Genomic DNA, 14,914 nt, shown 5'->3' with positions numbered 1-14,914 from the left:
GAACCGCAGGTCAGCGCATCCTTGAGCTCGATCTACAGCTGTAGTAGTAGAGCTGGTCGCCCTGCGCGAGCAGCGCATCGAGTTCTACGGCGACATCGGAGCTGAGATCGCTTCCTGCGGCGAGTTCCCTCAGAGTGTCCATGGACTGCGTCACATCGTCCGCGGCCACGCTCTTGGGCGTGAATCCGAGGCTCGTGGCGGCGGTAATGCTGATCACAGCGATGGAGAAGTCGAGCAGCGCCGGCGCGACAACGGTCTGCTCGGACAATGCGGCCGACCGCTGCGCCTCGTCGAGCTGAGTCGTGACGCGCACGGCACCGAGAGCGACAGCGAGGACGAGGGGAATCGACAGCACGGCCGCGAGTCTGTATTTGAGACGCCAGCGACCGATCTGCAGCGCACCTGTTCGGCTCGGCTCCAATTCTCGGATCTCCCTTTCACGGTGAAGAGAACGTGCTTTTCGGACAAAAATTACATCTTTCCGAAACGTTCTACACCAGATCCTCGTTCGGGCACATCCTTCGTCCCGGGCACGGAGACGAATTCCGTGCCGGTCGGCCTCGCCCGAGGACCGGCTCCCTACGAACCGGTCGGCCGAACCGTCGATCGCCGCAGGACGAACACCGCCGTCGAGGGCTGGACCGCACACTTCCGCACCGGAGACGACGAGGAATCCCGGCGGCAGCCCGCCCCCGCCGGCCCCCGACAACCGTGCCCAGTCCTGTGTTCGTTCATCGATGCCCCCTGTTCGCGGCGTCGAACATACACAATGCGTGCGGAGGACGGTGAGGAGGTCCGCCCTTTTCGTCTACGGCGACAACGCTCCTCGCGTGCTCGAATACCCGATCAGGCCGCGCACCCGGCACCGAGGTCCGGTCGCCGACCGCCGGCGCGAATTGCAGAGCCGGCGCACGGCAGGGGTCGCGAACCCGGCATCGCCCCGTGGCACGCTCGCACGACACGAGACGCGGAGCGCTCCTGGACCCGGATCCGGAATGCTCCGCTCATCGCATCCGAGGGGACATCCCGGTGCCACTCACTTCGCCGCCGCGCGCATTCCCGCGCGCCGGCCGAAGAAGCTACCGTCACCGAGGGAGATGCCGCTGCAGTAGCCCCACGCCGAGAGGCCGGACGTACAACGGCCCGCCGCATACAGACCGGGAATCGGATCTCCGCCCACGTGAAGAACTTCCGAGTCCACCGAGGTCTGCAGTCCCCCAGGGTGAAACCTTCGGTCATGCCACGCAGATCGATCGCGGCGATCGGCGATCGGAGGGGCCGCACCCACTCCGCCTTCTTTCCGAGGACCGGATCCGTCCCCGATTCGGCGTGCCGATTGTAGAGCTCCACCGTCGATCCGAGAGTTCCTGCGGGAAGACCCATTTCGGACTCGAGCTCCGACACCGTCTCACACCCAGGTCGGCTGGTGACGGAGTTGCGGACTCGAAGTCGGTGTGGCCATTCCTTCCTCGTAGGCCTGTTCGTCGATGACCAGGAACGCCTGATTGTCGTTCTGGTACATGGTGAGCTGGCCGGTCCGCCCGGGAGGTTGAAGGCTCCGTGGATCGCGGCACGATGGTCGGGTTCGATACTCGTTGCCGGCGTGTGGAACACCCGCTGGCTGTAGGCGCCGGGGTTGAGCCGAACCTCGATGTGTTCGATATCGTCCGGCCCCCGGCCGTGTTCACGGACGAGCGCGCGCAACGCATCGATGGAGGCACCCGTGTAGCAGCAAGGCCGGGCAGTACTTCACGGCACTGTCGAGTATCCACCACTTCATCTTTCCGTCGACGACCTCCATGAACGAGCATGCGAGGTTGAGCCGCGCGGTCATGTCGTAGCCGACAGCGACGGCACGGAGCAGGCTGTCGCCGGACGCATCGACGCGTTCGGCCTCGGCGCGGGCCGAGGAGACCACGATCGTCGCGAAGTGCGCCGAGTCGAAGAGTGTGTCGTCCGCGTCGAGCGCGTAGGTGATATCGGAGTTGAACGCAGCAGCAACGGCAGCAGGCGCTTTGGTCGAACGGCCGAACACCGTGGCCTCCTCGACCCCACCGAGGCGGTCGATCACCTTGTGTGCCATGCGAGTACGTTCCATGCGTAGGGACGGCCCGCGTCGAGATGCGTGAGGATCCGGCACGATCTGTAATCCACATCACTCTCCCCGAAGCCTGTGACGCACCGCCTTCCGGTCCCGCTCGCCGGGAGCCGCCCTCCCGGGTGTACCGAGGCGATCGGACAGGGCCACCGACGCGACGATGCCACGGCGTTGTACGCCGTGGCATCGTCGGAAGGCATCCGGGTGGACGAACTCGATCAGCCCACCGGAGGCGAGAACGCCGCGAGCGGCTCGGAGCCCGACCAGTCGTGACCCCAGTAACTGTCCGCGGTGATTTCTTCTGCGGTGTAGAAGGTTTCGTCGACGAGCATGCCTTCGGTACCGAACTCGAGGTCCCATCCGCCGGGGGCACGCACGTAGAAGGAGACCATCTTGTCGTTGGTGTGCCGGCCCAGGGTCGACGAGATCGAGAAGCCCAACTTGTTCACCCGGTCCAGGGCCTGACCGACCGCGTCGAGCGTCTCGACCTCGAGCATCAGGTGCACGAGGCCGGGTTCGGCGGTGGGGGGAGCCGGGCACAACGCGAGGCTGTGGTGGCGGCGGTTGACGCCCAGGAACCGCACGCGTCGCACGGGCGGCGGTGCCGACAGGCCACCGAGCCGCGTCGCTCCGCGCGGCAGGAACCCGAGTACCTCGGTGTAGAACTCGTAGGACTCCGCGAACGCGGCGGTGGGCAGGACGACGTGGCCGAGTCCCTCCTCACCGGTGTGGAAGACACCGGCGAACGGCGTCACGAGGGGGCTGTGGTCGAGCACCGGACCGAAGAACACCTCGGTGCGGGTGCCGCCCGGATCGTCGAATGCGATGACCTGCTCGGCGTCGCGGTAGGTCGACTCCTCCTCGGAGAGGACCTCGACGGCGATGCCGGCCTTCTCGACCGCTTCGCGCACGCTACGCAGCGCGAACTCGTCGCGCACCTCCCAGCCCACGGCGAGTGCCTTGTCGACCTCACCGGGCAGCACGATCAGGCGTGCCCGCCGCTCGTCGACACGCAGGTACAGGCCGTCGGGTTCCGGGCCGGTACCGATCGCCATGCCGAGTCCGTCGACGACGAGTTCGCGCCATCGTGCGATGTCTGTGGTCTGGATCCTGAGATAACCCAGGCCCCGAATATCCGTCATATCCGAATGTTCCTTCGCCGTAATGGATGTGATGTCAGATCATCGACCGCATCATGCCCTGCGGCTCTTCGCCGAGCTGGGTGAGCGTCGCGGCGTGGAAGATCGAACCGGGGACGTGGATGGCGTGGCTCAGACCGGCGTGGGCGTCGCGCCAGAAGCGCTGCAGCGGATTGCTCAGCTGCAGCGCGCCGCCGCCGGCCCGCGAGAAGATCTCGTCGACGGCGCGCACGGCCCGCCATGCCGCGGCGACCTGGGTCCGGCGTCCGATCGCGCGTTGCTCGAAGGTGACCTCGATGCCCCGCTCGGTCAGATCCCAGAAGCGGTCGACGGTTTCGAGCAGGGCGGCGCGCGACGCGGCGATCTCCGCTGCGGCGTCACCGAGGTTCGACAGCACGTACGGGTCCTGCTTGATCGCGGTGCCGGACACCGTGACCCGCTCGCGCTGGGACTCGATGTAGCAGTTCAGCGCACCCTCGGCGATGCCGATGAGCGACGAGGTGATGCCGAGCGGGAAGATGCACGAGAAGGGGAACTTGTAGAGCGTCTCGTCGCGTCCGGCGTCCTGCCACGCCACCCCGCCCATGACGCGCTCGGCGCGCAGGGTCCGGTACTCGGGGAGGAAGGCGTTCTCGACGATGAGATCCTTCGAACCCGTGCCGCGCAGGCCGACGACGTTCCAGCTGTCGTGGTCGATCCGGTAGTCCGACCGCGGCAGCAACACGTGCAGGCTCTGTGGCGGGTTCAGGCGGTTGCCGTCCTTGTCGCCCACGGCCGCACCGATCATCACCCAGTCGCAGTGGTCGGTGCCCGACGAGAACGACCAGCGGCCGTTGAGGATGTATCCGCCGTCGACGGGGGTCGCCACACCCATCGGTGCGTACGGGGAGGCGATCCAGGTGTCGGGGTTCTCGCCCCACACCTCCTCCTGGGCCTTCGGGTCGAAGAAGGCCATCTCCCACGGGTGGACACCGACAATGCCGCTGACCCAGCCGGTCGCGCCGTCCATGGCGCCGATGGCCATGGCGGTCTCCGCGAACTCGCGCGGGTGCGCCTCGAGGCCCCCGAATTCCTTCGGTTGCAGGAGACGGATGACGCCGGCGTCGCGGAGCCTCTTCGCGCTGCGGTCGGTCAGCCGCATCAGCGTGTCGCCTTCGGCGCCGTCCGCGCGGATCTCGTCTGCGAACTCCGAAACGGAGTCGAGCACCTGTCCCATGATCTCTCCAGCTCTGTGAGGGTGACGCCCCCGATACGGCGTGGTGAGCGTCGGTTCCGTTGACGCCTACGGTCTCAGGTGGACCGCTCCCGTATCGTCGTTTTTCCACTGAGCGGGAGCGGTCGATGGGGCTGAGCGGGAGCGGTCGATGGGGCTGAGCGGGAGCGGGTTACGAGTCCGCGCGGACGGGGCCTACGCGTCGTCGCGGCGAAGGAACGCGAGTACCGCCGACAGCCACGCCTCGCGCGCCTCGATCATCGTCCAGTGGCCGCAGTTGGGGAAGACGTGGAGCTCGCCGCGGCGCAGTTCGCGCATGGGAAGCATCGCCATGTCGACGGGGCTGACACGGTCGTCGCGACCCCAGGTCAGCAGCACCGGTGCGGTGATCTTGTGGAGCTGCGCCCAGTACGGGGTGGCGTCGGAGGCGGCAGCGGCCTTCGCGCCCGCAGCGAAGGCCGCGGTGCTGTACATGCGTCGGGCGATCTCGAGGGTCTTCGGTTCGGTGGCCAGTGCCCACCGCTCTTCGATGAGTTCCTCGGTGACGATCGCGGGGTCGTAGACCATCGACCGCAGCCAACGGACGAGCTTGTCGCGCGTGGGGTCGTCCGTGAACTCCATGAGCAGCCGGATGCCCTCGCCCGGCGACGGCGCGAAGACCGAACGGCCGGCGCCTCCGATGGTGACGAGCTTCTTCACCCGCTCGGGCTGCGCGATCGCGAACTGCGTCCCGACGATGCCGCCCATCGAGTTCCCGATGATCGACACGCGGTCGAGGCCGAGTCCGTCGAGGAAGTCGGTCACCGCGACCGAGGCCATCGCCATCGGGTGTCCTTCGCACGGGTCGCTCACGCCGAAGCCGGGGAACTCCAGGACGAGGCACCGGTAGTGCTCGGCGAGATCGGCGAGCACACCGCGGTAGTTCCGCCAGCCGGTGACGCCCGGTCCGGAGCCGTGGAGCAGCAGGAGTGGTTCACCCTGACCGGCTTCGTGGTAGCGGAGGGTGCCGCGGTCGGTCGCGAGTTCTCTCGCCGTGTTCTCGAAAGTCGATTCCGTCGTCATGACGAGAAGGTTTCCAGTGATCCACCTCACGCGGCTCGAACGTTCCCGATCACCGGGATGTTCCGCCCGCCGCGGGGCGGTGCGTGATGCTGCCGGCTCCGGTCGTCAGATCCAGCCGTTCGACTGCGTGGCGAGCATTCGCTCCATGACCTGCGGCGACCACGACGCTCCGGACGTGCGTGCGGCGCGATTGCGTCGAGGGGTGTCGAGTTCGGGATAGAGCGTGCGCGAGATCGTGCGGACCGCATCGGCGACCAGCGGCGCGATGCGTTCGAGGTGGCCGGGGCGGGTGGGACCGCACAGGGAGATCGCGGCGACCGACGATGCAGGGCTGCGGATCGCGGCGCCCGCACAGGACATACCGGCGGTGGCCTCTCCGGTCTCGAAGGCCAGACCGTGGCGACGGCGGATGCGGTTGAGTTCGAGGTGCAGGGTCGACAGATCGGTGATGGTCCGCTCGGTGCGACGCGGCAGTTGCGGGCCGGGGTAGAGGGCATCGACCTGCTCCGGCTCTAGTCCGGCGAGCAGCGCCTTGCCGCCGGCGGTGGCGTAGGCGGGGACACGTCCGCCGACCCGCGACGGCAGTGCCGCGGCGAGCTGGCCGCCGATCTTGTCGAGGTAGACGCAGTCGGGCCCGTCGAGCACGGACAGGTGCGCGACCATCCCGGTGGTCATGTGCAGTTCGTGGAGGAGCGGTGCCGCGGCCTCACGGACGCGGATGTGCCCACTGTCGCCCTCTCCCATGGACTTCGCACGACGGCCGAGGCAATACCCGAACGACGCGTGGTCGATCCAGTCGAGTCGCACCATCTGGTCGAGGATGCGGTGGACCGTCGAGCGCGGAAGCCGGGTGCGGCACGCAACTTCTTCCAGGGTGAGCCGCGACGAGAGATCGTCGAAGGCATCGAGGATGAGGGTCATTCGCTCGACCATCGATGCAGGCAGTTCGCGCTTCGGTGCCTGGGAGACCTGTGTACGTTGCGCCTCGGACATCGCCACCCTTTCTCCGGAATCCGATCACCCACGAAAGCAAGAATTGAAATTGATTCTTGTGAGTGATGCCCAGAGTACAAGGCGAGTGACCTGTCGCACAATTCCCGATCAGCGGACTCGATGCTCCCGCGATCTACGTCCCTCCCCTCGCGCTTCCGCCGGCACGTCTCACTGAGCAGGAGGTCCCTGTCCCGCGGACCGGGCGGTGGGTACAACCTCGGATGTGGGCCGAACCCGCCTGCACCCGTCGCCCGCACGAGCCGAAAGAGTCGAGACCACGATGCCGGATACCGAGTCCCCCCTCTTCCGTCCCCTGACGGTCCGTTCCCTCGAGCTCCGCAACCGCATCGTGATGTCGCCGATGACCCGCTCGCACTCGCCGGGTGGCGTGCCCGGCCCGGATGTCGTGGAGTACTACCGGCGACGCGCCGCGGGCGGCACGGCCCTGATCCTCACCGAGGGCGTCGCGATCGATCACCCGACAGCAGTCGACAATCCCCGCGTGCCACACATGCACGGCGAAGAAGCCCTCGACGGCTGGCGTCGCGTCGTCGACGCGGTTCACGCCGAGGGTGGACGCATCGTCCCCCAGCTCTGGCACGTCGGCCCCCTCTGGGGCGCGATGACCGCAGATGTCGACCCCGACCTCGTCCCCATGCGGCCGTCGGGAGTCTGGGGCGAGCTCGGCGTGACGTCCTACGGCGAGGACTACATCTCCCGGGCCTCAGCGCCCACGCGGGCCATGACCGTGGAGGACATCGAGCAGGTCGTCGCGGCCTATACCGACGCGGCGGCCGCCGCTGCCCGAGTCGGATTCGACGGCATCGCACTGCACGGTGGGCACGGCTATCTGCTCGACGCGTTCCTCTGGGAGGGAACGAATCTCCGCGACGACGAATGGGGCGGCGACCTCGAGCGCCGCACCCGTTTCCCCGCCGCGGTGGTCGCCGCCATCCGCGCGCGCATCGGCGACGACCTGCCGATCTTCTACCGGTTCTCGCAGCACAAGCAACAGAACTACGAAGCCCGGATCGCCCACACCCCGGACGAACTGAAAGCCGTCCTCACCCCATTGAAGGAAGCCGGCGTCGACGTCTTCGACGCGAGCATCCGCCGCTTCGACATGCCGGCCTTCGAAGGCAGCGACCTGACACTCGCAGGCTGGGCCAAGAAGGTCACCGGCGCACATTCGATGGCCGTAGGCAGCGTCGGAATCGCAACGACGTTGCGGGAGAGCCGCCTCCAGGGCAGCGCACCTGTGCGCAACAACGTTCCCGAACTCGAACGACGCCTGGGCGACGACGAATTCGATCTGATCGCCATCGGTCGGCTTCATCTCGCCGACCCGTCGCTCGCGACGACCCTTCGCAACGGCGCGGAACTGCCCGAGTTCGACCGCGCAGTACACGAGGCCGCGCTCATCTGACGCACCAAAATCGTTCTCGCTCAGCGAGATAGAACAGCGTGACAGCCCTCACCTGCGATACCAAGTGATCCGAGCCACTCCCATTCGTGGGGCAGGAAACACGGCCCGCGATCGGGCCGCCGAGAGTCTGGAATGCGCTTTGACGTCCTACGCCAATGACCTCTCCCAGCCGGAATCCGCAACGCCGAAGGGGCGGAGCCGGTTCGACCGGCAGCAGCCGGTATGGGTGATCGTGTCGGTCCTGATCGCCGTCGAGATCATCAGTGCGTTCGAAACATCGATGATGTTCGCCGCGATCCCGACGTTGATCGTCGAATTCGACAGCAACGCATCGACGGTCGGATGGGCGGTGACGGCCTTCCTCCTCGTCTCGGCCGCCTCGGCCGCCGTGTGCGGCCGGCTCGGCGACATGTACGGCCGGGAACGGATCCTGATGGTCCTGCTCGCCGTCGCGGCGCTCGGCTCGATGGTCAGCGCCCTCGGTGACAGCCTCACCAGCATCATCATCGGCCGCGCGATCCAAGGTGTGGCCGGTGCGATCCTGCCGCTGTGCATCGGGCTGGCGCGCGAGCATCTTCCCGCTTCCCGCGTTCCCGTTGCCGTCGCACTGATCTCCGGCTCGGCGGTCGCCGCCGGTTCGGCGTCGCTGCTCGTCGCCGGTCTGCTGATCGACAACGCCAGCTGGCACATGATCTTCGTCGTCGCCGCCGTGTACGCGATCTTCGCCCTGCTGCTCGTCTGGTTCGTCCTCCCGTGGCGCCGGCCCACCGGGACCTCCGAGAAGATCGACTACATCGGTGCGGTCACCTTCGCCGGCGCGGTCGCCGCGATCCTGCTCGGCGTCAACAAGTCCCAGTCATGGGGCTGGTCGGACCCGCGGACCCTCGGTCTCATCCTGGGCGGGGCCGTCGCTCTGGTCCTGCTCGTGCGGTGGGAACTGCGCACACCCTCCCCCATCATCAACGTGCGCCTGTTCGCCGACCGCAAGTTCTCGCTCACGATGCTGGCCACCGTCGCGATCGCGGTGGGACCGCTGGGCGTGGTCACCATGATCATTCCGATCATCATGCAGACGCCGTCCACCGGCGACTTCGGCCTGGGCCTGAGCGCGACGCACGCGGGTTGGCTCTCGTTCATCGGCTCCCTGTTCGGATTCGTCTGCACTCCGCTGAGCGGCCGGATCTCCGCCGCGGTGGGTTCACGCGCGTCGATGCTGCTCGGTACCGCCCTGTTCATCGTCGGCGTCGTCGTCATGCTCACCGCGCACCACTCCGTGGTGGCCATGACCGCGATGGTCGTCGTGGTGTCGGTCGCGACCGCCTTCGCCTACACGGCGATTCCGAACCTGATCGTCGAGTCCGTGCCCGAGCACAACACCAGCGAGACGACCGGCACGAACGCCGTGCTGCGTACCGCGGGTCAGGGTGTCGGAACGTCGATCGCGACCATGCTGCTCGCGTTCGCTGCGACCCCACTCGCGGGAATCAACATGGTCGGCGGCATGCTCATCGCGCTCTCCGTGGTGACCATCGGGATCACCTTGCTGATCCCACGCAGCGTGCGCACCGCCTGATCCGAACGCCCGTCTCCTCCCGTGTCCCGATTACCGGGAGGAGACGGGCGTCGGCGTCCGTCGGCGTTCTACGGTGATCCGATCGAGAAGTATTCGTATCGAAGGGAACCACTGCGATGACAGCCGTTGAGACACCGGTCGGTTCACGCTCCGTCGTACTGACCGTCGGTGCAGTCGTCCAGGAAACCGCCGACGCCGTTTCGCTGGTTTTCGACGTGCCAGAAGAGCGCCGCGCGGGCTTCGCCTACAAACCGGGACAGTTCCTCACCCTGCGCATCCCGAGCGATCGGACCGGTTCCGTGGCACGGTGCTACTCGCTCGCGAGCTCCCCCCACACCGGCGAGCCTCTCAAGGTCACCGTCAAGCGCACCGCCGACGGATACGGATCGAACTGGCTGTGCGACAACATCACTGCAGGGCAAACCCTCGAGGTGCTGCCCCCGGCGGGCGTGTTCACTCCGGTCGATCTCACCGAGAAACTCGCACTGTTCGCCGGAGGCAGCGGTATCACGCCGGTGTTGTCCATCCTCGAGTCGGCTCTCCACAGCGGCAATCGCAACGTGGTGCTCGTCTACGGCAACCGCGACGAGAAGTCCGTCATCTTCGCCGAGAGGCTGCGCGAACTCGCCGCCCGGCACGCCACTGCCCTCACCGTCGTGCACTGGCTCGAGAGCGTGCAGGGCCTGCCGACGCCGCAGCAGCTCGCGACCCTGGTCTCTACCTTCGCCGATCACCGCGCGTACATGTGCGGACCCGGGCCGTTCATGGATACCGTCCGCGAAGGCCTGCTGCTGGCCGGCGTCCCGAAGGACCGCATCCACGCCGAGGTCTTCACCTCCCTGTCCGGCGATCCGTTCGCCGACGTACCTGCCGTCGAGATCGACGAGTCGGACACCGACGCCGCCTCCGTGACGGTGCAGCTCGACGGCGAGGAACACGACCTCGTCTGGCCGCGCAGCGCGACTCTCGTGGACATCATGCTCTCGAAGGGCCTGGACGTGCCCTACTCGTGCCGGGAAGGCGAGTGCGGGTCGTGCGCGTGCACCGTCGTCGAAGGCGACGTCGACACCCCGCCGTCCGCGATCCTCGACGAGGAGGACGTCGCCAACGGATACGTCCTCGCGTGCCAGGCCAAGCCGAAAAGCAAGCACGTGCGCATCGACTTCTGACCCCCGACAATGAAGCGTCCCCGGCTGCCGTTTCCGCAGCCGGGGACGAGTCGTAGAGGAAGCGGCAGAGCTCAGCGGTTCAGGAGCGCTCGCATCGCGGCAGCCGCGCCTCGGACGAGCTTGTCGCGCGGGAATCCGCTGCGCTTGACCGCAGCCTCGTAGTTGCCGCCGGCGACCCACACGGGACCGTCCTGGAGTCGTTCGAGACCTTCACGCGCAACGTCTTCCGGCTCGGCGACGAGCATCCCCGGGATGTCGAAGTTCAGGCCCGCGCGCACCATCGCCGGGGTGCGGGTGACACCGAGTACCAGTTCGACCACGTGCACGCCGTGCGGTGCGAGCTCGAGCCACAGACTTTCGGCGAAGACGCGGCTGAACGCCTTCGAGGCCGCGTAGATGCTCTGGTGTTCGGCACCCATGTAGCCGGAGAGCGACCCGAGCAGCATGATGCCACCGCGCCCGCGCTCTTTCATCGGTCCACCGAACAGGTGCGACAACTCGATCTGCCGGTGGACGTTGAGTTCGATCACGCCGCGGAACCCATCGAGGTCGCCGGTGACGAACTCGTGGCCGTAGCTGTTCGCGCCGGCGTTGAAGATGAACAGGCCGACCTCGATGTCCTCGGTCGCCTTGCGGATCTCTTCCACGGCATCGTCGTCGAGCAGATCCAGCGCGAGGGTGCGCACCTGCACCCCGTTGCTCCGTGCCTTGTCCGCCGTCTCCTGCAGTGGGCCCGGCTTACGCGCGATGAGCACGAGATCGAAACCCGCGCGGCTCAATTCGTCGGCGAATGCCGCGCCGACGCCTTCGGAGCCACCGGCGATGACGGCCCACGGGCCATAGTACGAGCGGTCGAGATCGAGGGTTTCGGCCATCACTGGTCCTTCGGGAGGTAGTCGGAAGCTGAAGAGGTCACTGCACGATGGGGGCTCGGATCGGAGTGTCGTCGAAGACCTCGATGACCCCGGAAGCAGCCGCCTTGGCGATCGCGGCGTCGAGATGCGAACACGACATCCAGGGCGCGCCGGGTCGCCCGTCGCGCCCGTCGTCGTCCTGCACGACAGGGCAACGACGGCGCGCATCGGTGTTCCACTGGATGGACGTGTGCTCCCAGCTGTTCTTCTGGACGAGCACCTGCGCGGCGCATTCGCCGCAGCGCAACGGTTCCATCCGGTTCTGCATGTCTTTGGCTCCTAGCCCGTCGTGGTGGACTGCTGCGCGCCTGCCTGCTCGTCGAGGGCTGCCTTGCGGGCAAGGTTCTCCTCGACCTGCTTCATCCACGCGGCCACCGGGCGAGTGGTGTCCATCTCGAACTCGAAGCGGTCGGTCATCTCCTGCGCAACGTCCTCGACATCGACATAGAACTGCTCGTACCAGCGCCGCAGCTGGTAGACGGGGCCGTCCTCCTCGCACAGGAGCGGGTTGTCGATGCGGGTCTTGTTGCGCCAGATTTCGATGTCCTGCTCGAAGCCCTTCGCGATGAAGTTCCCGAACTGCTGGGCGGTCTGCAGCGCCTCCTCCCCCTCGAGGCGGTCGGACTTCTTGACGATCATGCCGTACATCAGGACGAACTTGTCCTGGGACACCGGGTAGTGGCAGTTGATGAGGACCGACTCGACGTCGTAACCCTCGTACTGGTAAACGAGATCGTCGATCATGAAGGACGGTCCGAAGTAGCTCGCGTCGGAGCGGCTTCCGAGCATCTTCGGCTGTCCGTCCGCGTGCGGACGAGCGTCCATACGAGCCTGACCCCGCATGAACTGGCTGGCCACGTGGCCTTCGAAGACGTTCTTGAAGTAGACCGGGAAGGAGTAGTGCACGTAGAAGAAGTGCGCCATGTCGACGATGTTGTCGATGATCTCGCGGCAGTTCGTATCGACCTCGGTGGTGTACCAGACCCAGTCGGTCCACTCGTCGCTCGTGGCGCCCTCGATGTGCGGGATGGTCACGTCCGCGGGCGGCGGGTTCCGCTGGGGGTCGTGCCACACGAAGAGCATGCCGTCCTGATCGAGAGTGTGCCATGCGCGGGTCTTCGCGATCGGAGGAACTCGCCGCGCGTACGGGATGTTCTTGCAGCGCCCGTTGCCGCCCCAGCGCCAGTCGTGGAACGGACACGCGATCTCGTCGCCCTTGACGGTGCCCCGGCTGAGGTCCCCACCCATGTGCCGGCAGTACGCGTCGAGGATCTTGATCTCGTCGTTGCTGTCGGCCCACACCACGAGCTTGGTCCCGAATGCCTCGATCGAGTGCGGCTTGCCGTCCTTGAAGTCCTTCGACAGGCCGAGGCAGTGCCAGCCCCGGGCGAAGCGGGCGGGAGCCGACCCGGCGACGATCTCGCGGATCTCGGATTGTTCGGAAGTGCCGATGCTCACGGTCGTCCGTCCTTTCGGGAGGGAAGCGTTGAGGAGGTCAGGCGGCGGAGTCCGCTGGAGCATTCCGTCGCGATACGACCGAAACGCTAGGTGATCGGTATCACCCCTGATGAGGCCATCTCACTGGTCGAGACCTTCCGATGTCGTGAGACCGGGCCGGACCGCGATCATGCGACCGGCGCAGGTTCGGTGGTCGGCAACAGGGCCGCCCGGCCGTTGGCCACGAACTCCCGCTCGATGCGCGCGCGTTCCGCGTCGTCGAGCAGGACGTACTCGGAGGTCCGTCGGACACGCACGTAGACCGTGTCTGGCGTGTTCCACGCGACCGCCCGCAGCGGGGCTTTGTTCACCTTGTTGCTGCCCGTCAGCGGGATCTGCGCGGTGACGCGCACGAATCGCGGCCACCACTTGTCTCCCATGTCGGGCTGCTCGGCGAGGGTCGCCCCGAACACCGCCGGGTCGAACTCCGCGCCGGGCTCGAGTTCGACGGCGCACATGACCTGATCCCCGGTCGTGGGATCGGGCACGGCGAAGACCGGGGCGGACAGGATGCCCGGCACCCGCAGGATGATGCGCTCGACGGGAGTGGCGGAGAAGTTCTCGCTGTCGACGCGAAGCCAGTCGGAGGATCTTCCGGCGAAGTAGAAGAAGCCGTTCTCGTCGCGGTACCCGAGGTCCCCCGACCAGAAGTCGTCGCCCTTGACCCGATCGGCCATCGCCTCGGGATTCTTGTAGTAGCCCTCGAAGGTGTGGGCGGCACCGCACGCGACGATCTGTCCGACGGCGTCACTGTTGAGGAGGCGACCGGTCTCGTCGAAACGGACGCGGGGGCACTCCTGCCCGGTGTCCTCGTCGAAGATCCGGACATCGACGCCTCCGACGGCGACCCCGAGCGATCCGGTCGGGGTGTCGGGGGTGCGGTTGATGCGGAAGACGCCTTCGCTCATCCCGTAGCCTTCGACGACCGTGCAGCCGAAGCGTTCGGAAAAGCGGGCCACGTCGGCTTCGGATGCCTCGGTGCCGAACGCGAGTTCGAGGGTGCTCGCGCGGTCGCGGGGGTCTTCCGGCCGGCTGAGGATGTACGACAGGGCCCGGCCCACGTAGTTGACGAAAGTGGCGCCGTAGCGGTGGATGTCGTCGGAGAACCGGCTCGCGGAGAACCTCCGGATCATGCAGACGGTCGCGCCGGCCCGCATGGCCGTGCCGAGGTTGAGCATGAGTGCGTTTCCGTGGAAGAGCGGCATGCACAGATAGGCGACCGAATCCTCGCGCATGCCAACACGTTCGGTGAGCGGACCGAGGAGGCGTGCGAGCCGGCCGTGGCCGACGATCACGGCCTTCGGAGCGCCGGTCGAACCGGAACTGAACAGCAACAATGCGATGTCGTCGGTGGACGGGATCGTCTCCGGCAGATCCGCGCCGCGGAACGGCGCGAGGAACTCCGCGTAGCGATCGCCGTCGATGTCGAGGATGCGGTCGGCCGGCAGTCCGTGGCCGGTGTCCTCGAGCAGATGGGCGAGGCGGGATTCGGTGACGACGAGGTCGATGTCCGCGTGCGCGATGTCGCGGGCGATCTCGGGGCCGCTGCGGCTGGCGTTGATGCCCACGACGGCTGCTCCGGCCAGGGCACCGGCGCCGATCCAGAAGACGAAGTCCGGGACGTTCTCGAGCAGCACCCCGATGTGGCGCTGCCGATCTGCGGGAGCAGGCACGGTCGCGACGATCGCGGCGGCACGATCGGCGCTTTCCTGAACCACCTCGCCCCAGGTCCACTGCTGGTCCTCGAAACGCAACCCTACCTTCGGGTCACCGTGACGAGCGCGCACTACTTCTGCGAACGTGTCCAAGTCTTTCCTCCAGACGGTTGTG

The 14,914-nt window shown here is 67.0% G+C and carries 14 protein-coding genes; 3 read left to right on the top strand and 11 right to left on the bottom strand.

What is annotated here, in order from left to right:
- Positions 1 to 10: 10 nt before the first annotated feature.
- The 7 genes from QR64_RS02375 to QR64_RS02350 all read right to left on the bottom strand — a co-directional run bounded on the left by QR64_RS02375 (position 11) and on the right by QR64_RS02350 (position 6,505).
- On the bottom strand, positions 11 to 355 hold the full coding sequence (locus tag QR64_RS02375) for a hypothetical protein (protein ID WP_235366958.1): 345 nt from the start codon (positions 353 to 355) through the stop codon (positions 11 to 13).
- 681 nt (positions 356 to 1,036) lie between these two features.
- Positions 1,037 to 1,288 (bottom strand): FAD-binding protein, encoded by a 252-nt coding sequence (locus tag QR64_RS28775; RefSeq protein ID WP_367889063.1) that lies wholly within the window; start codon positions 1,286 to 1,288, stop codon positions 1,037 to 1,039.
- A gap of 396 nt (positions 1,289 to 1,684) precedes the next feature.
- Positions 1,685 to 2,098, bottom strand: coding sequence for an MmgE/PrpD family protein (locus tag QR64_RS02370; protein ID WP_084222262.1), 414 nt, complete (start codon positions 2,096 to 2,098; stop codon positions 1,685 to 1,687).
- A 218-nt stretch (positions 2,099 to 2,316) separates the two neighbouring features.
- Positions 2,317 to 3,240 (bottom strand): VOC family protein, encoded by a 924-nt coding sequence (locus tag QR64_RS02365; RefSeq protein WP_019290121.1) that lies wholly within the window; start codon positions 3,238 to 3,240, stop codon positions 2,317 to 2,319.
- Between the two features lie 34 nt (positions 3,241 to 3,274).
- Positions 3,275 to 4,453: an acyl-CoA dehydrogenase family protein gene (locus tag QR64_RS02360; protein ID WP_006551939.1), complete on the bottom strand. Its 1,179-nt coding sequence runs from the start codon at positions 4,451 to 4,453 to the stop codon at positions 3,275 to 3,277.
- A 192-nt stretch (positions 4,454 to 4,645) separates the two neighbouring features.
- Positions 4,646 to 5,512, bottom strand: coding sequence for an alpha/beta fold hydrolase (locus tag QR64_RS02355; RefSeq protein WP_019290122.1), 867 nt, complete (start codon positions 5,510 to 5,512; stop codon positions 4,646 to 4,648).
- Between the two features lie 105 nt (positions 5,513 to 5,617).
- Entirely contained in the window at positions 5,618 to 6,505 is an 888-nt protein-coding gene (locus tag QR64_RS02350; RefSeq protein ID WP_037217212.1) for an IclR family transcriptional regulator, read from the bottom strand.
- Positions 6,506 to 6,785: 280 nt separating this feature from the next.
- On the opposite strand from QR64_RS02350, the gene QR64_RS02345 reads away from it, so the two are divergent.
- From QR64_RS02345 to QR64_RS02335, 3 genes are all read left to right on the top strand, one after another.
- Positions 6,786 to 7,931 carry a 12-oxophytodienoate reductase gene (locus QR64_RS02345; protein WP_024102918.1) on the top strand — a complete coding sequence of 382 codons (1,146 nt, stop codon included), beginning with the start codon at positions 6,786 to 6,788 and terminating at the stop codon, positions 7,929 to 7,931.
- Positions 7,932 to 8,157: 226 nt separating this feature from the next.
- Entirely contained in the window at positions 8,158 to 9,504 is a 1,347-nt protein-coding gene (locus QR64_RS02340) for an MFS transporter (protein WP_006551942.1), read from the top strand.
- 116 nt (positions 9,505 to 9,620) lie between these two features.
- Complete coding sequence (locus tag QR64_RS02335; RefSeq protein WP_039583881.1) at positions 9,621 to 10,673, top strand: ferredoxin--NADP reductase; 1,053 nt, start codon at positions 9,621 to 9,623, stop codon at positions 10,671 to 10,673.
- 71 nt (positions 10,674 to 10,744) lie between these two features.
- On the opposite strand, the gene QR64_RS02330 is transcribed toward QR64_RS02335, so the two are convergent.
- From QR64_RS02330 to QR64_RS02315, 4 genes are all read right to left on the bottom strand, one after another.
- The gene (locus tag QR64_RS02330) at positions 10,745 to 11,548 is read right to left on the bottom strand and encodes an SDR family NAD(P)-dependent oxidoreductase (RefSeq protein ID WP_006551944.1); all 804 of its coding nucleotides are present in this window, start codon (positions 11,546 to 11,548) and stop codon (positions 10,745 to 10,747) included.
- Positions 11,549 to 11,585: 37 nt separating this feature from the next.
- Positions 11,586 to 11,855: a hypothetical protein gene (locus QR64_RS02325; RefSeq protein WP_006551945.1), complete on the bottom strand. Its 270-nt coding sequence runs from the start codon at positions 11,853 to 11,855 to the stop codon at positions 11,586 to 11,588.
- A gap of 11 nt (positions 11,856 to 11,866) precedes the next feature.
- Positions 11,867 to 13,045 (bottom strand): Rieske 2Fe-2S domain-containing protein, encoded by a 1,179-nt coding sequence (locus tag QR64_RS02320; protein ID WP_039583891.1) that lies wholly within the window; start codon positions 13,043 to 13,045, stop codon positions 11,867 to 11,869.
- A gap of 167 nt (positions 13,046 to 13,212) precedes the next feature.
- A complete protein-coding gene (locus QR64_RS02315; protein ID WP_039583879.1) occupies positions 13,213 to 14,892 on the bottom strand; it encodes an AMP-binding protein in 1,680 nt (559 codons plus the stop codon).
- Positions 14,893 to 14,914: the final 22 nt, after the last annotated feature.

Origin of the sequence: Rhodococcus sp. Chr-9 (genome assembly GCF_000801125.1) — a bacterium.
GTDB classification, from domain to species: Bacteria; Actinomycetota; Actinomycetes; order Mycobacteriales; family Mycobacteriaceae; genus Rhodococcus; species Rhodococcus pyridinivorans.
This window is presented reverse-complemented; position numbering and strand designations above follow the sequence as displayed.